This window comes from Cupriavidus campinensis (assembly GCF_905397395.1).
Classification (GTDB): domain Bacteria; phylum Pseudomonadota; class Gammaproteobacteria; order Burkholderiales; family Burkholderiaceae; genus Cupriavidus; species Cupriavidus campinensis.
Window position 1 is genome coordinate 46,034 of sequence record NZ_CAJPVH010000024.1, and the last position, 23,720, is coordinate 69,753.

Here is a 23,720-nt window from a genome sequence, read left to right on the forward strand (position 1 = left end):
GACTTCCCTCTCCCGGACGATGTCGCGGGAGAGGGAGAGGGTCCCCGGCTCAGCTAAGCTTGCCGTGGCACTGCTTGAACTTCTTGCCCGATCCGCACGGGCACGGATCGTTGCGGCCCACCTTCGGCATGCCGGCCACCGCCACGTCCGCGCCCATCGCGGCCATGGCAGCCTGCGCGGTACTGCGGCGCGCCAGCGAGGCGTCTTCCACCGGCTCGGCGCGCTCGGCAAACTCGTCGTGCTTGTATTGCACATTCTCCAGGTGCGCCAGCCCTTCCTCGATCTGCTCCGAAGCCTGCTCGAGCTGCTCCGGCGACTGGATCTGCACATTGAAGATCACGCGGGTGACTTCGCTCTTGATCACGTCCAGCAGGCGCGCGAACAGTTCGAACGACTCGCGCTTGTACTCCTGCTTCGGGTCCTTCTGCGCATAGCCGCGCAGGTGAATGCCCTGGCGCAGGTGGTCCAGCGCGGCCAAATGCTCGCGCCAGTGCGTGTCGATGCTCTGCAGCATGACCGAGCGCTCGAAGCCAGCGAACGATTCCCGGCCCACCTGATTGACCTTGGCGTCGTAGGTCTCGCGCGCCGTGGTCATCACCAGGTTCAGCAGTTCCTCGTCCTCGATGCTCTGGGCGCCCTCGATGGTCTTGGCCAGCGGCACGTCCAGGCCCCAGTCGTCGCGCAGGCGCGCTTCCAGGCTGGCGATGTCCCACTGCTCTTCCATGGTCTCGGCAGGCACGTGGTCGCGGAACAGCTCCACCAGCACGCTCTCGCGCAGGTTGCCCACCATCTCGCCGACGTCGTTGGATTCCAGCACGTCGTTGCGGAGCTTGTAGATCTCCTTGCGCTGGTCGTTGGCCACGTCGTCGTACTGGAGCAGCTGCTTGCGGATGTCGAAGTTGCGGCCTTCCACCTTGCGCTGCGCCGATTCGATCGAGCGTGTGACGATGCCAGCCTCGATCGGCTCGCCCTCGGGCATCTTCAGCCGTTCCATGATCGCGCGCACGCGGTCGCCGGCGAAAATGCGCAGCAGTTGGTCGTCCAGCGACAGGTAGAAGCGCGACGAACCCGGGTCGCCCTGGCGGCCGGCACGGCCACGCAGCTGGTTGTCGATCCGGCGCGACTCATGGCGCTCGGTGCCGACGATATGCAGGCCGCCGGCCGCCTTGACCTGGTCGTGCAGCGACTGCCATTCGTCTTTGAGCTGGGTGATGCGGGCGGCCTTGTCGGCATCCGACAGGCTTGCGTCGATCTCGATGAAGCCGGCCTGCTTCTCCACATTGCCGCCCAGCACGATGTCGGTACCGCGACCGGCCATGTTCGTGGCGATCGTGATCATCTTGGGACGGCCCGCCTGGGCCACGATCTCGGCCTCGCGCTCGTGCTGCTTGGCGTTCAGCACCTGGTGGGGCAGCTTTTCCTTGTTCAGCAGGTCCGACAGGTACTCGGACGTCTCGATCGACGTCGTGCCCACCAGCACCGGCTGGCCACGCTCGTAGCAGTCGCGGATGTCGCGCACCACGGCGTCGTAGCGTTCCTTCGACGTCTTGTAGATCTGGTCCTGCAGGTCCTTGCGCTGGGCCTGGCGGTTGGTCGGGATCACCACGACCTCGAGGCCGTAGATTTCCTGGAATTCGTACGCTTCCGTGTCCGCCGTGCCGGTCATGCCGGCCAGCTTCTCGTACATGCGGAAGTAGTTCTGGAAGGTGATGGTCGCCAGCGTCTGGTTTTCCTGCTGGACCGTCACGCCTTCCTTGGCTTCCACGGCCTGGTGCAGGCCGTCGGACCAGCGGCGGCCCGTCATCAGGCGGCCCGTGAATTCATCGACGATCACCACTTCGTCGTTCTGCACCACGTAGTGCTGGTCGCGGTGGAACAGGCTGTGCGCGCGCAGGGCTGCGTACAGGTGGTGCATCAGCGTGATGTTCTGCGGCGCGTAGAGCGATTCGCCCTCGCCGATCAGGCCCTGCTGGGCCAGGATCTCTTCCGCCTTCTCGTGGCCGGCCTCGGTCAGGTAGACCTGATGGCCCTTCTCGTCCACGTAGTAGTCGCCGGGCGTCTCCACGCCGGTGCCGTCGGCCTTTTCCTCGCCGATCTGGCGCACGAGCAGCTTGGGAATGCCGTTCATGCGCTGGTACAGGTCGGTCTGGTTCTCGGCCTGGCCCGAGATGATCAGCGGCGTACGCGCCTCATCGATCAGGATCGAGTCCACTTCGTCGACGATCGCGTAGTGCAGCGGGCGCTGCACGCGCTGCGACGGGTCGTAGACCATGTTGTCGCGCAGGTAGTCGAAGCCGAACTCGTTGTTCGTGCCGTAGGTGATGTCCGAGTTATAGGCGCGCTGCTTCTCGTCATGAGGCATCTGCGAGAGGTTGACCCCCACCGACAGCCCCAGGAAGTTGTACAGGCGGCCCATCCACTCGGCATCGCGCTGGGCCAGATAGTCGTTCACGGTCACCACGTGCACGCCCTTGCCGGTAATGGCATTGAGGTACACGGCCAGCGTGGCGGTCAGCGTCTTGCCCTCGCCGGTACGCATTTCGGCGATCTTGTTGTCGTTCAGGACCATGCCGCCGATCAGCTGCACGTCGAAGTGGCGCATCTTCATGACGCGCTTGCTGGCCTCGCGGCAGACAGCGAACGCCTCCGGCAGCAGCGCCTCGAGCGACTCCCCGCCCGCATGGCGCTGGCGGAAGGTCTCGGTCATGCCGCGCAGGTCGTCATCCGAAAGCTGTTCGAATTTCGGCTCGAGCGCGTTGATCTTCGCGACCATGCCGCGATATTGTTTGATCAGCCGTTCGTTGCGGCTGCCGAAGACTTTCTTGAGAAGGCCCGTGATCATCGAGTGCTTTCCCCTGCGCGCGCGGCCCGGATACGGCTTGGACGACGGCGAGGAATGGGTGGATTGGCGCAAAACGCCGAGTTTATCATGTGGCGGTGTCGTGGCCGGGGCCCAAACGGGCTCCTTCTGCGCTGGCGCAACAGCCGCCAGACCACCTTCGACAGGTTGGGACTATCCCGCCGCCTTCAATGTTCCGCGCCGTTAGCGGATGGCGGCGCGATCGGTCGGCACGGGCGCCGTGGCAATCGCCGGTGCCGGGTTCGGCGCGGCGGCGGTCAGGAACCCGATCGGGTTACGCGGCACGCCGTTGACATGGACCTCGAAGTGCAGATGCGCGCCGGTGGACCGGCCCGTGCTGCCCACGCGCGCCACCTCCTGCCCGGCGCGGACCAGATCGCCCACCTTCACCAGTGATTTCGACGCATGCGCATAGCGGGTCTTGAGCCCATTGCCATGGTCGATGTCGATCATGTTGCCGTACTCGGGGTGCCACTCGGCCGCCACGACCACCCCGCCGGCCGCCGCGACGATCGGCGTGCCGGTCGGGGCGACGAAATCCACGCCATCGTGCCGGGTGCGCCGGCCCGAGAACGGATCGATGCGGGTGCCGAAGCTCGAACCATCGTAGCCCACCGCCACCGGCATCACGCTCGGCGTGCGGCGCTCGCGCAGTTGGCGGTCGATGAGTGCCCCTTCGATCACATCAAAGAAATCCACGCGATGTTCGGCCTGCTTGCCAAGCCGCGCCAGTTCGTCACGCAGGTCGGGCAGCGTCAGCGCGGTGGATCGCTCGGCGCCGGCGGGGCCGCCCCGGGCTGGGCGATGGCGGAAGTCGAAGTCCTGGGGGGCGATGCCGGCCAGCCCGGACACGCGCTCGCCGAGCGCATCGAGCCGGACCATCTGGGCCTGGAGTTCACCGACGCGGGCGGCCAGCACGGCAAGGTTGGCGCGCAGGTAGGCGTTGTCGCGCGCCTGCCCGGAGGCCTCGCCGCCCGGCTGGGCACGGGCGACATACCAGGTGATGGCGGAAGATGCGGCGGCCACGAGCAGGCACACCACGATGGCAAGCAGCCCGGCGCGCAGCGGCGTGAGCTGAAGACGGAACACCCGCGGCGCGCGCGAATGCAGCACGATGATTTGCATGACCTACCCCTTCGCCGACAAAAAGAGGCCGACCGGCCTCGTCGCGCATGCGGGCGTGGCATCCCGGCTCTCGGTGGCCAGGATTGCGCGCTAGAATGCGCGCATGCGCATGTTCACTCACCACGCTCTCCAGACGCCGGTTGCCAAGCCACTCAACGATTGGCTGACCAAGTCCGGGCCGGTTTCGGCGCTGATGCAGACGGCGCGCGAACTGGCGTCACTGGAAACGGAAGTCCTGTCGCTCCTGCCACGCGGCCTGCAGGACGGAATCGCCGTGGCCGGTGTCAAGCATGACAACCGGGGCCCGCAGCCGGAAGCGACATTGCTGTTGCTGGCCGCGCATGGCGCGGCGGCCGCGCGGGTACGGCAAGTGGTGCCGACCCTGCTTACCCGGCTGCAACAGCGGGGCTCGCAGGTTACCGCAATCCGGGTACGGGTACAACCGGAGGTCGGGCGCGGGGATTGGGACACTGGCCCGGTCACGCGGCAGCCGCGCACGGCCAACCTGCCGCCGCTGGGGCTGACCAGCATGGATCAACTGGCGCAAAGCCTGGAATCCTCGCCGCTGAAGGAAGCGGTGGAGGCGCTGCTGGCGCGGCATCGCAACCGCTGACGCCGCGGTACTCAATAGAAACGGCCTCCCAAGGGAGGCCGTTGTCGTTTGCGCCGGGGGGGCGGATGCTCAGGCAAACGCCGGCTGCACCTGCGGCAGGAAGGCGGTGGGCGCTTCCTCCAGCTTGTCGAACGTCACGATTTCGTACGCTTCCTGGTCCGCCAGCAGCGCGCGCAGCAGCTGGTTGTTCAGGCCGTGGCCGGACTTGTTGGCCACATACGCGCCGATCAGCGGATGGCCGACCACGTACAGGTCGCCAATCGCGTCGAGGATCTTGTGGCGCACGAACTCGTCGCCGTAGCGCAGTTCCTCGTTGTTCAGCATGCGGTGCTCGTCCAGCACGATGGCGTTGTCCAGGCTGCCGCCACGGGCCAGGCCCATCTCGCGCAGCGCTTCCACCTCGTGGGCGAAACCGAAGGTGCGGGCCCGGGCGATCTCGCGCACGTAGCTCGTGTCGGCGAAATCGATCGAGAACGCCTGGCCGGTCTTGTCGACGGCCGGATGACGGAAGTCGATCGTGAACGAGAGCTTGAAGCCGAAATACGGCTCCAGGCGGGCCAGCTTGTCGCCGTCACGCACTTCCACGGCGCGCTTCACGCGGATGAAACGCTTGGCCGCCGACTGCTCCTCGATCCCCGCCGACTGCAGCAGGAACACGAACGACGCTGCGCTGCCGTCCATGATCGGGATTTCCTCGGCATCCACGTCGACATAGAGATTGTCGATCCCCAGGCCAGCGCAGGCCGACATCAGGTGTTCCACCGTCGAGACGCGCGCGCCGTTCTTCTGGAGCACGGACGCCAGGCGCGTGTCGCCGATGGCGCTGGCGGCCACGGGGATTTCCACCGGTTCCGGCAGATCGACACGGGTGAACACGATGCCTGCATCGACGGGGGCCGGTCGCAGGGTCAGCGTCACTTTGCGACCCGAGTGCAAACCGATGCCAACCGTCTTCACCAGGGATTTGATGGTGCGCTGTTTGAGCATGACAGCCTCAATCTCTTAGGTGGCCCACATTATAAAAAGCTATTGGGCACAAATTTTAATAACGCGATACTACCACCGCTTGGTGTATTGCGCCGCACCACTTTGTGTCGGGGTGTTAACCAGTGTTACCAAAGTCGACCAAACATCACTCCGACCGGGCCAATCCGTGTCAGGCGCGCAACGCCTCAAGAACGGCTTCGGCGCTGCTGACCTTGAATTCGCCAGGGGCTTCCACGAACAGGTGGGTGACCACGCCGTCATCCAGCACCATCGCGTAGCGCTTGGCGCGCACGCCCAGGCCGCGCTGGCTCAGGTCCTGGTCCAGCCCGAGCGCGCGAGCCCATTGTGCAGCGCCGTCGGCCATCATGCGGACTTTGCCGCCGGTCTGCTGCTCACGGCCCCAGGCGCCCATCACAAAGGCGTCATTGACCGCGTGGCACCAGATCTCGTCCACACCGGCTGCCTGGAACTGGTCGGCCAGTTGCACGAAGCCGGGCACGTGCTTGGCAGAGCAGGTCGGCGTGAACGCGCCGGGTAGGCCGAACACGACGATGCGGCGGCCCTTGACCAACTCGGCCACCGGGAAGGCATTGGGACCGAGCGCGCAACCGCCGGTCTCGGCTTCGAAGAATTCGTACAGGGTGGCGTCGGGGACGCGCTGGCCAACACTGATCATGGGGGCGATTTCCTAAAGACCGAACAGACGAAAGTCGGGGCTGGTGAAAACCCTGACTGCAATCATAGGCCACAAAAACGACTGCGCGGCGCACCGGTTCGGCACGCCGCGCGGACGACGAGGCATCCCGCCGCGGGAAGGCGGGAAACAGTCCGGGGAGGCGGCCGATGGCACGCCTGTCCCGGCAACGGGATGCGGGCGGAGACAGTGCCGACGCGGGCGCGGCGCAGCCGGGCGCGCTGACGGGCTACGTCAGTCCTGGCGAATGCCGAGCGGATAGGGAGCGCTCAGGCTTCGCGGATCAGACCACGTGCAACCCGCCAGGCGCACGGCCGCAGCCGCCGCCCTGCCGGTAGCCAACTCAGTCCGCCTGCTTGCGCAGGAAGGCCGGGATGTCGTACGTGTCCACACCCTTTTCCTGCAGCGCCGCCACGTGAGCCGATGCCGACTCACGCGAACTGCGCCACACGGCCGGCGTATCCAGGCCGCTGTAGTCCGGCGAGGCATGCGCCGGGGCAGCGGTCATGCCGCCCATCATCTGCATCGGGATGTTGTCCGTGCCAGTCTTCAGCAGCGTCATCGGCTGCTGCTTCTTGGCCGAACGGCCCAGGCCCGTTGCCACCACGGTCACGCGCAGCGCGTCGCCCATCGAGTCGTCGTACACCGTGCCGAAAATCACCGTGGCATCTTCCGCGGCGTAGCTGCGGATGGTGTTCATGACTTCCTTGGTTTCCGACAGCTTCAGCGAGCGGCTGGCCGTGATGTTGACCAGCACGCCGCGCGCGCCGGACAGGTCCACGCCTTCCAGCAGCGGGCTGGCGACGGCCTGCTCGGCAGCCAGGCGGGCGCGATCCACGCCGGACACGGTAGCCGTGCCCATCATGGCCTTGCCCTGCTCGCCCATCACCGTCTTCACGTCTTCGAAGTCGACGTTCACGAGGCCGTCAACGTTGATGATCTCGGCAATGCCGGCCACCGCGTTGTGCAGCACGTCGTCGGCGCACTGGAAGCACTTGTCCATCTCGGCGTCGTCGCCCATCACCTCGAACAGCTTCTCGTTGAGCACCACGATCAGCGAGTCCACCGACGATTCCAGCTCGCCCGAGCCATGTTCGGCCACCTTGGCGCGACGTGCGCCTTCGAAGTCGAACGGCTTGCTGACCACGCCCACGGTCAGGATGCCCATTTCCTTGGCCACCTGCGCCACGATCGGGGCGGCGCCGGTACCGGTGCCGCCGCCCATGCCGGCAGTGATGAAGACCATGTGCGCACCGCGCAGGGAATCGGCGATCTGCTCGCGCGCCTGTTCGGCGCAGTTGCGACCCACCTCCGGCTTGGCGCCGGCGCCCAGACCCGTGTTACCGAGTTGCAGCACGCGCGATGCCGTGGAGCGCTTGAGCGCCTGGGCATCGGTGTTCATGCAGATGAATTCCACGCCCTGCACGCCACGGCTGATCATGTGCTGCACGGCGTTGCCGCCCGCACCGCCCACGCCCACCACCTTGATGATGGTGCCGTCCTGCATCTCCGATTCGATCATGTCAAAGTCCATCACTGCCTCCGTGAAAAATCAGTCCCCAAACGCTGCAGCCTCCCCGCCGCAGCCCTTGGTTCCTGAACAAGAAACCAAAATAGAAGAAGAAACCTGCTCAACGTGCCATCGTGCGATTCGCTGACCGCGACGCATGGCTGACTCGTAAAACGCCTAAAAAAATCCCTAAAACAACCTGACCACATCCGGCGTCAGAAGTTGCCGACAAACCATTCCTTCATGCGCGTCCACACCTGCTTCACCGAGCCGCTCTGCACGGCCACCTTGCGGCCACGCATGCGCTGCACCCGGCCTTCCAGCAGCAGGCCCATCACCGTGGAGTAGCGCGGGCTCTTCACCACCTCGTGCAGGTTGCCGCGATACTCGGGCACGCCCACGCGCACCGGCTTCAGGAAGATGTCCTCGCCCAGCTCCACCATGCCCGGCATCATCGCCGTGCCGCCGGTGATCACCACGCCGGAGGACAGCAGTTCCTCGTAGCCGGACTCGCGCACCACCTGGTGCACCAGCGAATACAGTTCCTCGATGCGCGGCTCGATCACGGCCGCCAGCGCCTGGCGGCTCAGCGTGCGCGTGCCACGGTCACCCACGCCCGGCACCTCGATCATGTCGTCCGGGTCGGCAATCGCCTGCTTGGCAATGCCGTACTGGATCTTGATGTCCTCGGCGTCCGGCGTCGGCGTGCGCAGGGCCATCGCAATATCGTTGGTAATCTGGTCCCCGGCGATCGGGATCACGGCCGTATGCCGGATCGCGCCCTCGCTGAAGATGGCGATATCCGTGGTGCCGCCGCCAATATCGACCAGCACCACGCCCAGTTCCTTCTCGTCCTCCGTCAGCACGGCCAGGCTCGACGCCAGCGGCTGCAGGATCAGGTCATGCACTTCCAGCCCGCAGCGGCGCACGCACTTGACGATGTTCTGCGCCGCGCTGACCGCGCCGGTGACGATATGGACCTTGACCTCCAGGCGGATGCCGCTCATGCCGATGGGCTCGCGCACGTCCTCCTGGCCGTCGATGATGAATTCCTGCGTCAGGATGTGCAGGATCTGCTGGTCGGTCGGGATGTTGACCGCCTTGGCGGTCTCGATCACCCGGGCCACGTCCGTCTGCGTGACCTCCTTGTCCTTGATGGCCACCATCCCGCTCGAGTTGAAGCTGCGGATATGGCTGCCGGCAATGCCGGTGAAGACCTCGGCGATCTTGCAGTCGGCCATCAGCTCGGCCTCCTCCAGCGCGCGCTGGATCGACTGCACGGTGGCCTCGATATTGACCACGACCCCCTTCTTCAGACCCTTGGACTCGGACTGGCCCATCCCGATCACTTCGTAGCTGCCGTCGGGGCGCAGTTCCGCGACCACCGCCGCCACCTTCGAGGTGCCGATGTCGAGACCGACCAGTAAGTCCTTGTATTCCTTGCTCATCGGGTTTTCTCCGCGTTCTTGCTCTTGAGTCGCGTCGGATTGTTATTGGGATTGCCTGCCGACGCCGCTGCCGGCGTCGTTCCCCCGGAGGCTTTGGCCGCCGCCGCGTTTGCCGCTTTTGCTGCCGCGGCAGCCTGGGCGTCGGTCAGGAACCTGACGTTGGCCGCGCGGATCGCGAAGCCGTTGGGATAGCGCAGGTCGGCGTACTCCACCTGCTTGCCCACCTGCTCGGTCACCTGCGGCCAGGCGGCCACGAAGCGCTTGACCCGCGCCTCCATGGCTGCCCGATCCTCATCGGTCTGCTCTCGGCCCAGCTCGATCACCATGCCGTTCGACAGCCGCGTGCGCCACGCATAGCGCGACGACAACGCCACCGACAGCGGCTCGGCCTTGAGCGGCTTGAACCATTGCCGCATGACTTCCAGCTTCTCGACCACATCGGCCTCGCTGTCCGGCGGCCCGTCGAGTGCCAGCAGCTGGGCATCTTCCTCGGCCTCGGCGGTGTTGGCCACGAACACCTCGCCATAGGTATTGAGGAGCCGGCCGCTTTCCGGGCTGCCCCAGGTACCCAGCGCCTCATGCTCCTCCACCTCCACCGCCAGCCCGTTCGGCCATTCGCGGCGCACGCTCGCGTGCCGCACCCACGGCACCGACTCGAACGCCTGACGCGCCGCGTTCAGGTCCAACGTAAAGAAATTGCCAGACAGCTTGCCCAGCGCGTTGGCGCGCACGCTCGGCCCGTTCACGTGGCGCAGCGCCTGGCCGTCCATGGCGTGCAGTTCCACATGGGTGATGGCGAACACCGGCCGCTGGGCCAGCCACAGCAGGCCCGCCCCGAGCGCCATCAGCGCCACCAGTGCGTAGAGCACGGAGGCGATCAGGTTGAGGAGGCGCGCGTTATGCCACATGGGTCGGGTTCAGGAGCTGTGTTTTCGTCGAATTACGGTTATCAGGGCTTCCAGTGCTCGTTCGGATGCAGGTCCAGCGTGGCCTGCGCCACCACCTGGATCACGAAGTCCTCATAGCTGATGCCCACCGCGCGCGCCGCCATCGGCACCAGCGAGTGGCCGGTCATGCCGGGGGACGTATTCATTTCCAGCAGGTAAGGCTTGCCGTCGCGGGTCAGCATCACGTCGGCGCGGGCCCAGCCACGGCAGCCGAGCACACGGAACGCTTCCACGGCCAGGGCGCGCACCTCGTTCTCGAGCGCCTCAGGCAAGGTCGAGGGGCACAGATATTGGGTAACGTCAGTAAAGTACTTATTTTGATAGTCGTAGTTCGACTCGGGCGCGACAATCTTGATGACCGGCAGCGCCTCGGCGGTCGCGCCCTCGCCCACGATGGGGCAAGTCAGCTCTGCGCCGTCGATAAAACTCTCGGCCAGCACGTCGTCATCCAGCACCGCCGCGCGCTCGAAGGCCTCGCGCATCTGGCTGGCATCAGTGACCTTGGTCAGCCCGATCGACGACCCTTCCCGGGCCGGCTTGACGATCAGCGGCAGGCCGAGATCCGCCACCACGGCGTTGAAATCGGTATCGGGGCGCAGCACCGCGAAGCGCGGCGTAGGCAGGCCGTGGGACATCCAGAGCCGCTTGGTGGCGGGCTTGTCCATGGCCAGCGCGGACGCCAGCACGCCACTGCCGGTGTACGGAATGCCCAGCATCTCGAGCATGCCCTGGATCGTGCCGTCCTCGCCGTAGCGGCCATGCAGCGCGATAAAGACGCGGTCGAAGCCGGCGGCGGCCAGTTCGGCCACCGGTTGCAGGGCCGGGTCGAACGGGTGGGCATCCACGCCGCGCGCGCGCAGCGCCGCCAGCACGCCGTTGCCGGACATCAGCGACACCTCGCGTTCGGCCGAACGGCCGCCCAGCAGCACGCCGACCTTACCCAGCGATTTCGGGTCGATATTGGGATGGGCGACGAAGCTCATGCCTGGCCTCCTGCCGGATTTGCCTGGGTTGTCTGTTGCGATACGAGCTGGCCGGGCACCGCGCCGATCGTGCCGGCGCCCATGGTCACGACCACGTCGCCGGGACGGACTGCGTTGAGGATGGCCTGCGGCATGTCCTCGATCTGCTCGACGAAGACCGGCTCCACCTTGTTGGCCACCCGCAGCGCGCGGGTCATCGCCCGGCCGTCGGCGGCCACGATGGGCGCCTCGCCGGCGGCGTAGACCTCGGCCAGCAGCAGCGCGTCCACGGTGCCAAGCACCTTCACGAAATCTTCAAAACAGTCGCGCGTCCGCGTGAAGCGGTGGGGCTGGAAGGCCAGCACCAGGCGGCGGCCCGGGAAGGCACCGCGCGCGGCGGCCAGCGTGGCGGCCATTTCCACCGGGTGATGGCCGTAGTCGTCCACCAGCGTGAAGGTGCCCTGGCCGTCGGCCGTGGCAACCTCGCCGTAGCGCTGGAAGCGGCGGCCCACGCCGTGGAACTCGCGCAGCGCCTTGACGATGGCGGCGTCCGGCACCTCCAGCTCGGTGGCAATGGCGATAGCGGCCAGCGCGTTCTGCACGTTATGCAGGCCGGGCAGGTTCAGCACCACGTCGAGCGGCGGCTCGGCATGGCCGTTCAGCTGGCGATGGACGGTGAAATGCATCTGGCCGTCCACCGGGCGCGCGTTGACCGCGCGGATCTGGGCGTCCTCGGCAAAGCCGTAGCGCACCACCGGCTTCGAGACGAACGGCAGGATCTCGCGCACATTCGGGTCATCGACACACAGCACCGCGATGCCGTAGAACGGCAGCCGCTGGGTGAACTCCACGAACGCCTGCTTGAGCCGGGCGAAATCATGCCCGTAGGTGTCCATGTGGTCGGCGTCGATGTTGGTGATGACTTCCATCACCGGGAACAGGTTCAGGAACGAGGCGTCCGACTCGTCCGCCTCGGCCACGATGAAATCGCCCGTGCCCAGCCGCGCGTTGGCGCCGGCCGAGTTCAGCCGCCCGCCGATCACGAAGGTCGGGTCGAGCCCGCCTTCGGCCAGCACGGAGGCCACCAGGCTCGTGGTGGTGGTCTTGCCGTGCGTGCCGGCAATGGCGATGCCCTGCTTCAGACGCATCAGTTCGGCCAGCATGATCGCGCGCGGCACCACGGGGATGCGGCGCGCCCGGGCGGCCAGCACCTCGGGGTTGTCATTGGTGACCGCCGTGGAGACCACGACAGCGTTGGCACCTTCCACATGGCCGGCATCGTGGCCATGGAAGACGCGCGCGCCCAGCGTGGCCAGCCGCCGCGTGGCGGCGTTGCTGCCCACGTCCGAGCCCGAGACCTTGTAGCCCAGGTTCAGCAGGACCTCGGCGATGCCGCTCATGCCGGCCCCGCCAATGCCTACGAAGTGGATGTTTTTGACGATGTGCTTCATTGATTCATATATGTCAGTGGCCCGCCATCTCTTGGCAAATCTCGGCGACACGCCGAGTTGCCTCAGGTTTGGCCAGGCCGCGCGCCAGGCGCGCCATGTCTTTCAGTTGTGACCGCGACAGGCTGGCCAGCGTCTGCGCCAGCCCCTCCGCGGTCAATGCGTTCTGTTGCACCAGCAATGCGGCGCCCTGCTTCGACAGGAACTTCGCGTTGGTGGTCTGGTGGTCGTCCACCGCGTGCGGAAACGGCACGAACAGGGCCGCCACACCGGCGGCGGCCACTTCGGAAACCGTCATCGCGCCTGCGCGGCAGATGACCAGGTCGGCGTCGGCATAGGCCGCCGCCATGTCGTCGATGAACGGCACGGTGTCGCCCGCCACGCCGGCTGCGGCGTAGTTGGCGCGCAGCGTGTCGATCTGCTTGGCACCGGCCTGATGCCGCACCACCGGGCGCTGGCCCTCGGGCAGCAGCGCGATGGCCTTCGGCACCACGTCGTTCAGCGCCGCCGCGCCCAGGCTGCCGCCCACCACCAGCACCCGCAGCGGGCCGGTGCGATGGTCGTAGCGCGCCTCGGGCGCCGGCAGGCTCGCCAGCTCCTCGCGCACCGGGTTGCCGGTCCATTCGCTGTTCGGCAGCGCGTCCGGGAACGCGCAGAGCACCCGGTCGGCCACCTTGGCCAGCACCTTGTTGGTCAGGCCGGCAATCGAGTTCTGCTCGTGCAGCACCAGCGGGCGGCCCAGCAGCGACGCCATCATGCCGGCCGGGAAGGTGATGTAGCCGCCCATGCCCAGCACCACGTCCGGGCGCACCCGGCGCAGCGCGCCGATGCTCTGCCAGAACGCGCGCAGCAGGTTCAGCGGCAGCAGCAGCTTGGTGACCAGCCCCTTGCCGCGCAGCCCGCCGAACTGGATGAATTCCATCGGGATGTCGTGCTTCGGCACCAGCGTGGCTTCCATGCCGGTACGGTTGCCGAGCCAGACCACGCGCCAGCCGGCGTCGCGCAGTGCATGCGCGACCGCCAGCCCCGGGAACACGTGGCCCCCGGTGCCGCCAGCCATCACGAGCAGCGTGCGCGGATCGCTCATACCTTGCCCCCACGCATCAAGACCCGGTTCTCGTAGTCGATCCGCAGCACAATCGCCAGCCCGATGCAGTTCATCAGGATGCCCGAGCCGCCATAGCTGACCAGCGGCAGCGTCAGCCCCTTGGTTGGCAGCAGGCCCAGGTTCACCCCCATGTTGATGAAGGTCTGCCAGCCGATCCACACGCCGATGCCCTTGGCGACCAGCCCGGCGAAGGTGCGGTCGAGCTGGAGCGCCGTGCGGCCGATGTCGAAGGCGCGGCGCACGAGCCAGTAGAACAGCACGATCATCACCAGCACGCCGACAAAGCCGAGTTCCTCGCCAATCACGGCCAGGATGAAGTCGGTATGCGCTTCGGGCAGGTAGTGCAGCTTCTCGATGCTGCCGCCCAGGCCCACCCCGGTCCACTCGCCCCGGCCGAACGCGATCAGCGAGTGCGTGAGCTGGTACGCCTTGCCCAGCGCGTTGCTCTCTTCCCACGGGCTCAGATAGGCAAAAATCCGCTCGCGACGCCATGGCGAGGCCGTGATCAGCAGCGCGAACGCGCCGATGGCCACGCCGACCAGCCCGGCGAACAGCTTGCCGTTGATGCCGCCGAGGAACAGGATGCCCATCGCCACGGCGGCGATCACCAGGAACGCGCCCATGTCCGGCTCGAGCAGCAGCAGCATGCCCACCAGGACCACGGCCACGCCCATCGGCAGGAAGCCCTTGGACACGGTCTGCATCCATTCCTGCTTGCGCACGGTGTAGTTGGCCGCGTACAGCACCACGGCCAGCTTCATCAACTCCGACGGCTGGAAGTTCATCACGCCGAGCGGAATCCAGCGCCGCGCGCCGTTCACGCCCTTGCCGACGAACGGCACCAGCACGAGCACCAGCAGCACCAGCGCGATGATGAACAGCTTGGGCGCGTATTTATCCCAGACCTTGACCGGAATCTGGAAGGCCACCAGCCCCGCCGACAGCCCGATGAACAGCGCGAACGCGTGGCGCACCAGGAAGTGGCTCTCGCGGTAGTTGGCGTAGCGCGGCGAGTCCGGCAGCGCAATGGATGCCGAATAGACCATCACCAGGCCGAGCGTCAGCAGCACGATGGCCACCCAGAGCAGCGGCTGGTCGTACTCCATCATCCGGGAGCGCGTGGGCTTGACGCCGGACACGGCGTCGCGCAGCCCGCCCCAGGCGTTGCCGATGGTGGCGCCGATGAAACCGCTGCGCTTGACCTGCGTATCGCTCATGGCAGGATCCCCCGGGACAGGGCCAGTTCTTCCACCGCGCCACGGAACACTTCGGCGCGATGCACATAGTTGCGGAACATGTCGAGGCTGGCGCACGCGGGCGAGAGCAGCACCACGTCGCCGGTCTCGGCCAGATGGGACGATTTCTCGACCGCTTCCTCGAGCGTGGCGGCGTCCACCAGCTGCGTGCCGGTGTCAGCCAGCGCGGCGCGCAGCTCGGCGGCGTCCTTGCCGATCAGCACCACGGCCCGCGCGTACTGCGCCACCGGCGCCGCCAGCGGCGAGAAGTCCTGACCCTTGCCTTCGCCGCCGGCGATCAGGACCACGCGCTTGTCCAGCCCGGACAGCGCGGCCACCGTGGCACCCACGTTGGTGCCCTTGCTGTCGTCGAAATACTCGACCTCGTCGATCGTCGCCACCCACTCCACGCGGTGCGGCTCGCCGCGATACTCGCGCAGGCCGTGCAGCAGCGCGTTCATCGGCAGGTCGATGGCGCGGCACAGGGCCAGCGCCGCCATGGCGTTGGTGGCGTTGTGCATGCCGCGGATGTGCAGCGCGTCGGCCGGCATCAGGCGCTTGTGGCGCACCGGCACGGCTTCCTCGGCGACCTGCGCGCCCTTGCGGCGGCGCGGCTTCGGCTCGGCATCCGCCTCGGTGTCCGGCTCGGCCAGCACCAGCCAGGGCATGCCGCCTTCGCGCAGCACGCCGTAGCTGCCGGCCGTCTCGGGCAGATCGGTGCCAAAGGTGACGAGCGGCGCACTGGTGCGCACCATCGCCATCGTCGCGGCATCATTGCGGTTCAGCACCTGCACGCAGGCCTTGTCGGCCGGCCCGAAGATGCGCGCCTTGGCGGCGGCATAGGCTTGCATGCTGCCGTGCCAGTCGAGGTGGTCCTGCGAGACATTGAGCACGGTGGCCGCGTGCGGCGCCAGCGTGTGGGTGGTTTCCAGCTGGAAGCTCGACAGTTCGAGCACCCAGACGTCCGGCAGCGTGGCGCTGGCGATGCAGGCCGACAGCTTGTCCAGCGCGGACGGGCTGATATTGCCGGCCACGGCCACGGTCTTGCCGGCGCGCTCGACCAGCCGCCCGGCCAGCGCCGTGGTGGTGGTCTTGCCGTTCGTGCCGGTGATGGCCAGCACGCGCGGCGCGTAGCCGGACGTGCTTTCCAGATAGCCAAGCGCCTGGGCGAACAGTTCGATCTCGCCCCAGACCGGGATGCCGCGCGCGGCGGCGGCATCGAGTACGGCCTTCGTGCCCGATTCCAGCGGCGACAGTCCCGGGCTAATCGCCACCAGGCCGATGCCGTCGAGCAAGGACTCGGAAAACGGCCCGCCCACGAACTCGGCCGTGGTCAGTTCCGCCTGCAGGAAGGCGAGATTGGCGGGCGCCTCGCGGGTGTCGGCCACGCGCACGCGGCAGCCGTTCAGGCCGCACCAGCGTGACATGGCCAGCCCCGACTCGCCGAGGCCCAGTACCAGCACATGAGGTTTCTGCAACACGCCAAACACTTCGATTTCCCGCCTTACTAATTAGAGAGTGGATCCGGTCAACGCAGCTTCAGCGTCGACAGCCCGATCAGCACCAGCAGCATCGTGATGATCCAGAACCGCACGGTGACCTGCGTTTCCTTCCAGCCGCTCAGCTCGAAATGGTGGTGCAGCGGCGCCATGCGGAACAGCCGCCGGCCCTCGCCGTAGCGGCGCTTGGTGAACTTGAACCAGGTCACCTGGAGCATCACCGACACCGTTTCCACCACGAAGATGCCGCCCATCACGAACAGCACGATTTCCTGCCGCACGATCACGGCGATGGTGCCGAGCGCGCCGCCCAGCGCCAGCGCGCCCACGTCGCCCATGAACACCTTGGCCGGATGCGCGTTGAACCAGAGGAACGCCAGCCCCGCCCCGGCCATCGCCGAGCAGAAGATCAGCAGCTCGCCCGCGCCCGGGATGTGCGGGAACAGCAGGTACTTGCTGTAGACCGTGTTACCCATCACATAGGCAAACACGCCCAGGCCACCGCCCACCAGCACCACCGGCATGATCACCAAGCCGTCCAGGCCATCGGTCAGGTTCACGGCGTTGCTCGAGCCGACGATCACGAGATAGGTCAGCACGATGAAGCCCATCACGCCCAGCGGGTAGCTGACTTCCTTGAAGAAGGGCACGATCAGGTTGGTCTTGTACGGCACATCGGCCCACATGCCGCCCTCGATCCAGCTCAGGAACAGGCTCCATACGCGCACGTTGCTGGCCTCGGACACCGAGAACGCCAGATAGACCGCCGCCACCAGCCCGATCAGCGTCTGCCAGAAGAACTTCTCGCGGCTCGACATGCCGCGCGGGTCGCGATACACCACCTTGCGGTAGTCATCGACCCAGCCGATGGCGCCGTAGCCCACCGTCACCAGCAGCACCACCCAGATGAAGCGGTTGCCCCAGTCACACCAGAGCAGCGTGGAGATGCCGATCGAGAGCAGCACCAGCACCCCGCCCATGGTCGGCGTGCCCGACTTCACGAGGTGGGTCTGCGGGCCGATCGTGCGCACGGCCTGGCCGATCTTCAGCTCGGTCAGGCGACGGATCACCCACGGCCCGAAGCCGAGGCCGATCACCAGCGCGGTGAGGTTGGCCGCCACCGCGCGGAAAGTCAGGTAGTTGACGACCCGCAGGAAGCTGTAATCGTTTTGCAGCCACTGGGCCAGAGCCAATAACATCGTGTGTCTTCAGTTAGTGAGCGGAAGGTGTTGCGACCAGCGCATCGACCATCCGTTCCATGCGCATGAAGCGCGATCCCTTCACCAGCACGGCCGATGCCCCGGCTACCGTGCCCTCCTTGTCTTCGCTCAGCGCCTGCGCCAGGTCGTCCGCCTTGTCGAAATGGCGGCCCGCCGGCCCGTAGGCCTGCACCGCGTGCGTCGCCAGCTGGCCCGTGGCCCAGAGCGCCTCGATGCCGCGCGTGCGCGCGTAGTCGCCAATCTCGGCATGGAACGCCGGGCCCTGGTTGCCGACCTCGCCCATGTCGCCCAGCACCAGCAGGCGCGGCGCGGCAAACCCGGCCAGCACGTCGATGGCGGCGCGCATGGAATCCGGGTTCGCGTTGTAGGTGTCGTCGATCAGGACCGTGCCGCCCGCCGTGTGCCTGACCTGCAGCCGGCCCTTCACGGCCGTGAAGCCGGCGATGCCAGCCTGGATGGCGGCCACGTCCACGCCCGCCGCCAGCGCGCAGGCCGTGGCGGCCAGCGCGTTGCGCACGTTGTGAGCGCCCAGCAGCTGCAGGCGCAGGTCGAAAGTCTGGCCGGGCGCGGTCACGTGGAGCACCTGCACGCCGTCATCGAGCGACACCGTGGCACGCACGTCGGCCGACGGATCGGTCCCGAAAGCCATCACCCGCCGTCCGGCCGCTGCCTGGCGCCAGATCTGTGCATGCGCGCCGCCGCTCTCGGCATCCAGCGGGAACACCGCCACGCCATCGGCCGGCAGCGCGGCCAGCGCGCTGGCGTGCTCGTGCGCCACCGCCTCCACGCTGACCATGAATTCCTGGTGCTCGCGCTGGGCGTTGGTGATCACGGCCACGGTCGGCTGGGCGATGCCGGCCAGGTAGACCGTCTCGCCCGGATGGTTCATGCCGAGTTCCAGCACCGCCAGCTTGTGGTGCGCGCGCAGGCGCAGCACCGTCAGCGGCAGGCCGATATCGTTGTTCAGGTTGCCCCCCGTGGCCAGCCGGTCTGACTCGCCCACGGCGGCGGCGAAGATCGCCGCGATCATTTCCTTGACCGTGGTCTTGCCGTTGCTGCCGGTCACGGCCACGGTGGGCAGCGTGAACTGGCGGCGCCAGCCGGCGCCCAGTTCGCCCAGGCCGATGCGCGTGTCCGGTACGACGATGGCCGGCACGTCGAGGCCGGTCTCGCGGCTCACCAGCACGGCAGCCGCGCCGCGCGCGATCACATCGGCCAGGAAATCATGGGCGTCGAAGCGTTCGCCCTGGAGCGCGACAAACAGGTCGCCGGGCTCGACGGTACGGCTGTCGGTGTGCACGCGCGTGAACGTGCGCGAGGCATCACCCACCACACGGGCGCCGGCCATCCAGCCGGCGGCTTGCTGCAAATTGGTCATCGTGGTCTGGTTCATGCCGACACCCCCCGGGTGCCCAGCGTCAGGCGCACGTGCTCGCGGTCGGAGAACGGGCGCTTCTTGCCCTGGATCTCCTGCGTGGCCTCATGGCCCTTGCCGGCCACCAGCACCACGTCGGCCGTGGCCGCGTGCTTGATGGCATAGAGGATGGCGGCGGCGCGATCCTCGACCAGCCGGGCGCGGGCACGGTCCTGCATGCCGTCGGCGATGGCCTCGAGGATGTCGCGCGGATCTTCGCTGCGCGGGTTGTCGCTGGTCAGGATGATGTCGTCGGCAAGGCGCTCGGCCACGCCGCCCATCAGCGGGCGCTTGGTGGCGTCGCGGTCACCGCCGCAGCCGAACACGCACCAGAGCCGGCCCTGACGGGCCTCGGCCACCGGGCGCAGCGCGGCCAGCGTCTGCGCGAGGGCGTCCGGCGTGTGGGCATAGTCGACCACCGCCAGCGGGGCGTCCTGCCCGCCAAACAGTTCCATGCGGCCGTCCACCGGCGTCAGGGTGCGCAGCGCGGCGAGCGCAGCATCCCACGCCACGCCCTGCGCCAGCGCGGCGCCGAGCACGGCCAGCAGGTTGCTGACGTTGAATTTGCCGATCATCGGCGTGGTCACGTCGGCGCTGCCGAAGCTGCCGTCGAGGTGGAAGGCGGTGCCGCTGGCCGTGGCGCGCACCCCGGAGGCGCGCAGCCACTGGCCGCGGGCGGCGGAGGCGCCGGCGGCGCCGTCGATCCCATATTCGATCACCTGCGGCGCGGTCACGGCGGCGGCGTTGCCGGCCAGCAGACGGCGGCCCATGGCGTCATCGCGGTTGATCACGGCGGCGCGCAGGCCATCCCACTGGAACAGGCGCGCCTTGGCCGCCTCGTACTCGGCCATGGTGCCGTGGTAGTCCAGGTGGTCCTGCGTCAGGTTGGTCAGCACGGCCACGGCAAACCCGGTGCCGGCCACGCGGCCCTGTTCCAGGCCGTGCGACGACACTTCCATGGCGATGGCGCGCGCGCCGGCATCGTGGAGGTCGGCCAGGCTGGCCTGAAGCTGGACGGCGTCCGGCGTGGTGAAGCCGGTGGCCTGCAGGGCATCGGGGAAGCCGGTGCCGAGCGTACCGATGGTGGCGCAGCGCGTGCCGGTGGCCTGGAGCAGGCGGGCCAGCCATTGCGCGCACGAGGTCTTGCCGTTGGTCCCGGTGATGCCGGTCACGGTCAGGCCGCGTGCGGCCACGCCATGCCAGCCGGCGGCAATCGGGCCGGCCAGTTCGTGCAGTTGGGAGACCGCCAGGTGCGGCACGGCATCGCCATGCGTCCAGGCGTAGCCATCGGCTTCATGGACGATGGCCGAGGCGCCAGCGGCGATGGCCTTGTCGATATGGGGCCGGCCGTCCGTGGCCAGCCGATCGTTACCGAGCACGTAGGCGAAGAACACATCGCCGGGCTGCAGGCGGCGCGTATCGCCGGTGAGCCGGGCCGTGACCGGTGCGTGCGTACGCAGCCAGGCCAGCGCGTTGCTGGCCTGGACGGACACTTCGAGGGGGAGCAGCGGCTTGGCCGTCATGGCGTCGCGGCCCATGGTTCGCTCTCCTGCACCTTGTCCGTCACCATCAACTGGCGGATCGGCGAATCGGGCTGCACGTTCAGCGCCCGCAGCGCCCCGCCGGTGATCGCCGCGAAGACCGGGCCGGCCACCGCGCCGCCGTAGTGGCTGCCGACGGTCGGCTCGTCCACGCTGACCGCCACGATCACGCGCGGGTTGGACATCGGCGCCAGGCCGATGAACGACGCGCGGTACTTGCTGCGGTCGTAGCCGCGTCCCACGTGCTTGTACGCCGTACCGGTCTTGCCGCCCACGCGGTAGCCCATCACCTGGGCCTCGGGCGCGGTGCCGCCCGGCGCGGTCACGGTTTCCAGCATGCCGCGCACATCGCGCGCCACCTGCGGCTTGAGGATGCGCTCGCCGGTGGCCGGGCCGTTGGTCTTGAAGATCGACACCGGGATCAGCTCGCCGTCATGGGCGAAGATCGTGTAGGCGTGTGCTACCTGGAACAGTGACACCGACAGGCCGTAGCCGTACGACATCGTCGCCTGTTCGATCGGGCGCCAGCTCTTCCAGGGCCGCACGCGGCCGGCCACGGCGCCCGGGAAGCCGATCTTCGGCGCCTGCCCCAGGCCGAGGCTGGTATACATATCCCACATTTCCTGCGGCTTCATCAGCATCGCGATCTTGGTCGTGCCGATGTTGCTCGACTTCTGGATCACGCCCGACACCGTCAGCGCGCCGTAGTTGTGGGTGTCGCTGATCGTGGCGCCCTCGAACTGGTACTTGCCCGTGGTGGCCACCACCGTGGACGGCGTGACGCGGCCCAGCTGCAGCGCCAGCCCGATCGAGATCGGCTTCATCATCGAGCCGGGCTCGAAGGTATCGGTCAGCACCCGGTTGCGCAGTTGCTCGCCGGAGAGGCGCGTGCGGTCGTTCGGGTTGTAGGTAGGCCAGTTGGCCAGCGCCAGCACCTCGCCGGTCTGGGCGTCGAGCACCACGGCGCTGGCCGCCTTCGCCTTGCTGCGCTCGGCCACGGCCTTGACCTCGTTGTAGGCCAGGTACTGGATCTTGGCGTCGATGGACAGCTGCATGTCCTCGCCGTCGCGCGGGGTCTTCAGGATGCCGACGTCCTCCACCACCCGGCCGAGCCGGTCCTTGATGACCTGGCGCGCGCCCGAGCGGCCGGCCAGCACGCTTTCGCGCGCCAGTTCCACGCCTTCCTGGCCCTTGTCCTCGACATTGGTGAAGCCGACGATGTGCGCCATCGCCTCGCCTTCCGGGTAGAACCGCTTGTATTCGCGCGTCTGGTGCACGCCCTCGATCTTGAGCGCGGCGATCTTGTCGGCGGCGTCAGGCAGCACCTGCCGCTTCAGGTAGACGAAGCTCTTGTCTTCGGAAAGCTTGGCCTTGAGTTCCTTCTCGGACATCTCCAGCAGCTTCGCCAGCTGGCGGATGCGCTGCGGCTCGATGTCGCTAGAGACGTCCTCGGGCACGGCCCAGATCGCCTTGACCGGCAGGCTGGTGGCCAGCACCAGCCCGTTGCGGTCCAGGATCTTGCCGCGCGTGGCGGGCAGCTCGAGCGTGCGCTGGAAGCGCTTCTTGCCCTCGGCCTCATAGAACTGGTTGCCGGGGCCCTGGATCCACAGCGCGCGGGCGGCCAGCGCCAGGAACGCGGCGAACATCAGGAACACGACCAGCTTGGAGCGCCACATCGGCAGGCGCAGGCCCAGCACCGGGCTGGCGGAGAACTGGCCGGTGCGCGGGCGCGCGGCGCCCCCAGCCGCCTGGCGGCCAGTGCGGGCGCGGTTCAGCGAGGGGCGGGCCATGCTCATTTGGCGGCTCCCCCGGCGGCGGGTTTTTCGGCCGGCTTTTCCGCATCAGGCGGCGTGTTGGGCAGCACCACGCCCTGCAGGTACTGGGTACGGCCGGCCAGCGCCGGCGCCATCCTGAGCTGGGTGCGCGCGGCATCGGCAATGCGCGCGCTCTTGCCGAGCGCGCTCTGCTGGTACTGCAGGCGCGACCAGTCGATATCTAGCTGCTTCTCCTCGGACTGCGCGCGCTCCAGCGCCACGAACAGCGTGCGCGCCTGGTGCTGCGCGCTGACCAGGGACAGCGCGCAGAGCAGGAGGGCGGCAAGGAGGAAGAAGGTCAGGCGATTCATGCCGGGCGGGCCTCCGGCAGCTTTTCGGCCACGCGCATCACGGCGGAGCGGGCGCGGGGGTTCTCGGCCACCTCATCGGCGCCGGGCTTGAAGCGGCCCAGCAGCTTGAGCGTGGGCTGCGGCAGGTCGGCCGCACGCAGGGGCGCGCGGCGCAGCGCGGGGTCGGCGTCCTGCTGCGGACGCGCGTGCGCCTGCATGAACCGCTTGACGATGCGGTCCTCGAGCGAATGGAAACTGATCACCACGAGGCGGCCCCCCACCTGCAACAGCTCGTAAGCCGCCTTCAGCCCGGCCTCGAGGTCCGCAAGCTCTTGATTGATGTGAATCCGTAGAGCTTGAAAGGTGCGGGTCGCAGGGTCCTGACCCTTCTCGCGTGTTTTGACGGCTTTCGCCACGAGCGCGGCAAGGTCTGAAGTAGTGGCGAGTGCTCCGCCATCGCCGGGTTCGCTCCGGCGAGCAACAATCGCCTTTGCAATCTGTACAGCAAACCGTTCTTCCCCATAGTCTCGTATCACCCTGGCAATGTCTTGCTCGTCCGCCTGTGCAAGCCACTCGGCGGCAGTCATGCCGCGCGTGGTGTCCATGCGCATGTCCAGCGGGCCCTCGAAACGAAAGGAAAACCCCCTCGCCGCCTCGTCGATCTGGGGCGAGCTGATTCCCAGGTCGAGCAGCACGCCCGCCAGCGGACCACGGCCGGCCAGCCGCCCGGCCATGTCGCCAAAGCTCGCGTGCTCAATGGAGAAGCGGGCATCCCCGATGGTGCCCGCTTCTGCGATTGCTGCCGGATCCTTGTCGAACGCGACGAGGGTGCCGGCTGGCCCCAGCCGGGCCAGAATCGCCCGGCTGTGCCCGCCCCTGCCGAACGTGCCGTCCACGTAGGCGCCGTCGGGCCGCCAGACGAGCGCCTCGACGGCCTCGTCCAGCAACACGGTGCGATGGCGCAGGGTGGTGGACCCCGGCGTTCCGGTAGGGCTCATGACCTCT

At 67.6% G+C, this 23,720-nt stretch carries 19 protein-coding genes; 1 reads left to right on the forward strand and 18 read right to left on the reverse strand.

The window, feature by feature from the left end; all coding sequences use genetic code 11:
• Positions 1-49: 49 nt before the first annotated feature.
• Entirely contained in the window at positions 50-2,842 is a 2,793-nt protein-coding gene (gene secA / locus KHO18_RS15290) for a preprotein translocase subunit SecA (RefSeq protein WP_144201269.1), read from the reverse strand.
• A gap of 201 nt (positions 2,843-3,043) precedes the next feature.
• Positions 3,044-3,985, reverse strand: coding sequence for a M23 family metallopeptidase (locus tag KHO18_RS15295; RefSeq protein ID WP_211943468.1), 942 nt, complete (start codon positions 3,983-3,985; stop codon positions 3,044-3,046).
• Positions 3,986-4,088: 103 nt separating this feature from the next.
• Between KHO18_RS15295 and KHO18_RS15300 the strand changes: the two genes are divergently transcribed.
• Positions 4,089-4,598, forward strand: coding sequence for a DciA family protein (locus tag KHO18_RS15300; protein ID WP_144201265.1), 510 nt, complete (start codon positions 4,089-4,091; stop codon positions 4,596-4,598).
• Positions 4,599-4,667: 69 nt separating this feature from the next.
• Here the strand turns inward: KHO18_RS15300 and lpxC are convergent, their stop codons facing one another.
• The 16 genes from lpxC to rsmH form a co-directional block, all read right to left on the reverse strand.
• Complete coding sequence (gene lpxC / locus KHO18_RS15305) at positions 4,668-5,585, reverse strand: UDP-3-O-acyl-N-acetylglucosamine deacetylase (RefSeq protein WP_144201263.1); 918 nt, start codon at positions 5,583-5,585, stop codon at positions 4,668-4,670.
• Positions 5,586-5,754: 169 nt separating this feature from the next.
• On the reverse strand, positions 5,755-6,261 hold the full coding sequence (locus KHO18_RS15310) for a peroxiredoxin (protein WP_211943469.1): 507 nt from the start codon (positions 6,259-6,261) through the stop codon (positions 5,755-5,757).
• 361 nt (positions 6,262-6,622) lie between these two features.
• Complete coding sequence (gene ftsZ, locus KHO18_RS15315) at positions 6,623-7,813, reverse strand: cell division protein FtsZ (protein WP_092298568.1); 1,191 nt, start codon at positions 7,811-7,813, stop codon at positions 6,623-6,625.
• A 191-nt stretch (positions 7,814-8,004) separates the two neighbouring features.
• On the reverse strand, positions 8,005-9,237 hold the full coding sequence (gene ftsA, locus KHO18_RS15320; RefSeq protein ID WP_092298565.1) for a cell division protein FtsA: 1,233 nt from the start codon (positions 9,235-9,237) through the stop codon (positions 8,005-8,007).
• Positions 9,234-10,145, reverse strand: a complete 912-nt coding sequence (locus KHO18_RS15325; RefSeq protein ID WP_144201258.1) for a cell division protein FtsQ/DivIB — start codon at positions 10,143-10,145, stop codon at positions 9,234-9,236. Before KHO18_RS15325 ends, ftsA begins: the two co-directional genes overlap by 4 nt.
• 41 nt (positions 10,146-10,186) lie before the next feature.
• Positions 10,187-11,167: a D-alanine--D-alanine ligase gene (locus tag KHO18_RS15330; RefSeq protein WP_144201256.1), complete on the reverse strand. Its 981-nt coding sequence runs from the start codon at positions 11,165-11,167 to the stop codon at positions 10,187-10,189.
• Positions 11,164-12,597, reverse strand: a complete 1,434-nt coding sequence (gene murC / locus KHO18_RS15335) for a UDP-N-acetylmuramate--L-alanine ligase (protein ID WP_144201254.1) — start codon at positions 12,595-12,597, stop codon at positions 11,164-11,166. Before murC ends, KHO18_RS15330 begins: the two co-directional genes overlap by 4 nt.
• A gap of 13 nt (positions 12,598-12,610) precedes the next feature.
• A complete protein-coding gene (gene murG, locus KHO18_RS15340; protein ID WP_144201252.1) occupies positions 12,611-13,681 on the reverse strand; it encodes an undecaprenyldiphospho-muramoylpentapeptide beta-N-acetylglucosaminyltransferase in 1,071 nt (356 codons plus the stop codon).
• The gene (gene ftsW, locus KHO18_RS15345; protein WP_144201251.1) at positions 13,678-14,919 is read right to left on the reverse strand and encodes a putative lipid II flippase FtsW; all 1,242 of its coding nucleotides are present in this window, start codon (positions 14,917-14,919) and stop codon (positions 13,678-13,680) included. The genes murG and ftsW overlap by 4 nt, the downstream gene beginning before the upstream one ends.
• Positions 14,916-16,427 (reverse strand): UDP-N-acetylmuramoyl-L-alanine--D-glutamate ligase, encoded by a 1,512-nt coding sequence (gene murD, locus KHO18_RS15350; protein ID WP_144201249.1) that lies wholly within the window; start codon positions 16,425-16,427, stop codon positions 14,916-14,918. Before murD ends, ftsW begins: the two co-directional genes overlap by 4 nt.
• Positions 16,428-16,465: 38 nt before the next feature.
• Positions 16,466-17,635 (reverse strand): phospho-N-acetylmuramoyl-pentapeptide-transferase, encoded by a 1,170-nt coding sequence (gene mraY / locus KHO18_RS15355; RefSeq protein WP_092298544.1) that lies wholly within the window; start codon positions 17,633-17,635, stop codon positions 16,466-16,468.
• A 13-nt stretch (positions 17,636-17,648) separates the two neighbouring features.
• A complete protein-coding gene (locus KHO18_RS15360) occupies positions 17,649-19,049 on the reverse strand; it encodes a UDP-N-acetylmuramoyl-tripeptide--D-alanyl-D-alanine ligase (protein WP_211943470.1) in 1,401 nt (466 codons plus the stop codon).
• Positions 19,046-20,593 carry a UDP-N-acetylmuramoyl-L-alanyl-D-glutamate--2,6-diaminopimelate ligase gene (locus tag KHO18_RS15365; RefSeq protein ID WP_144201466.1) on the reverse strand — a complete coding sequence of 516 codons (1,548 nt, stop codon included), beginning with the start codon at positions 20,591-20,593 and terminating at the stop codon, positions 19,046-19,048. Before KHO18_RS15365 ends, KHO18_RS15360 begins: the two co-directional genes overlap by 4 nt.
• Complete coding sequence (locus KHO18_RS15370) at positions 20,590-22,407, reverse strand: peptidoglycan D,D-transpeptidase FtsI family protein (protein ID WP_211943471.1); 1,818 nt, start codon at positions 22,405-22,407, stop codon at positions 20,590-20,592. The genes KHO18_RS15365 and KHO18_RS15370 overlap by 4 nt, the downstream gene beginning before the upstream one ends.
• Positions 22,404-22,736: a cell division protein FtsL gene (gene ftsL, locus KHO18_RS15375; protein ID WP_144201243.1), complete on the reverse strand. Its 333-nt coding sequence runs from the start codon at positions 22,734-22,736 to the stop codon at positions 22,404-22,406. The genes KHO18_RS15370 and ftsL overlap by 4 nt, the downstream gene beginning before the upstream one ends.
• The gene (gene rsmH, locus KHO18_RS15380) at positions 22,733-23,713 is read right to left on the reverse strand and encodes a 16S rRNA (cytosine(1402)-N(4))-methyltransferase RsmH (RefSeq protein WP_144201241.1); all 981 of its coding nucleotides are present in this window, start codon (positions 23,711-23,713) and stop codon (positions 22,733-22,735) included. Before rsmH ends, ftsL begins: the two co-directional genes overlap by 4 nt.
• Positions 23,714-23,720 lie beyond the last annotated feature (7 nt).

Bases quoted from the DNA above. Each gene is read 5' to 3' on its own strand.
- secA (WP_144201269.1), bottom strand. From the start codon at position 2,842: ATGATCACGGGCCTTCTCAAGAAAGTCTTCGGCAGCCGCAACGAACGG.
- KHO18_RS15295 (WP_211943468.1), bottom strand. From the start codon at position 3,985: ATGCAAATCATCGTGCTGCATTCGCGCGCGCCGCGGGTGTTCCGTCTT.
- KHO18_RS15300 (WP_144201265.1), top strand. From the start codon at position 4,089: ATGCGCATGTTCACTCACCACGCTCTCCAGACGCCGGTTGCCAAGCCA.
- lpxC (WP_144201263.1), bottom strand. From the start codon at position 5,585: ATGCTCAAACAGCGCACCATCAAATCCCTGGTGAAGACGGTTGGCATC.
- KHO18_RS15310 (WP_211943469.1), bottom strand. From the start codon at position 6,261: ATGATCAGTGTTGGCCAGCGCGTCCCCGACGCCACCCTGTACGAATTC.
- ftsZ (WP_092298568.1), bottom strand. From the start codon at position 7,813: ATGGACTTTGACATGATCGAATCGGAGATGCAGGACGGCACCATCATC.
- ftsA (WP_092298565.1), bottom strand. From the start codon at position 9,237: ATGAGCAAGGAATACAAGGACTTACTGGTCGGTCTCGACATCGGCACC.
- KHO18_RS15325 (WP_144201258.1), bottom strand. From the start codon at position 10,145: ATGTGGCATAACGCGCGCCTCCTCAACCTGATCGCCTCCGTGCTCTAC.
- KHO18_RS15330 (WP_144201256.1), bottom strand. From the start codon at position 11,167: ATGAGCTTCGTCGCCCATCCCAATATCGACCCGAAATCGCTGGGTAAG.
- murC (WP_144201254.1), bottom strand. From the start codon at position 12,597: ATGAAGCACATCGTCAAAAACATCCACTTCGTAGGCATTGGCGGGGCC.
- murG (WP_144201252.1), bottom strand. From the start codon at position 13,681: ATGAGCGATCCGCGCACGCTGCTCGTGATGGCTGGCGGCACCGGGGGC.
- ftsW (WP_144201251.1), bottom strand. From the start codon at position 14,919: ATGAGCGATACGCAGGTCAAGCGCAGCGGTTTCATCGGCGCCACCATC.
- mraY (WP_092298544.1), bottom strand. From the start codon at position 17,635: ATGTTATTGGCTCTGGCCCAGTGGCTGCAAAACGATTACAGCTTCCTG.
- KHO18_RS15360 (WP_211943470.1), bottom strand. From the start codon at position 19,049: ATGAACCAGACCACGATGACCAATTTGCAGCAAGCCGCCGGCTGGATG.
- KHO18_RS15365 (WP_144201466.1), bottom strand. From the start codon at position 20,593: ATGACGGCCAAGCCGCTGCTCCCCCTCGAAGTGTCCGTCCAGGCCAGC.
- KHO18_RS15370 (WP_211943471.1), bottom strand. From the start codon at position 22,407: ATGAGCATGGCCCGCCCCTCGCTGAACCGCGCCCGCACTGGCCGCCAG.
- ftsL (WP_144201243.1), bottom strand. From the start codon at position 22,736: ATGAATCGCCTGACCTTCTTCCTCCTTGCCGCCCTCCTGCTCTGCGCG.
- rsmH (WP_144201241.1), bottom strand. From the start codon at position 23,713: ATGAGCCCTACCGGAACGCCGGGGTCCACCACCCTGCGCCATCGCACC.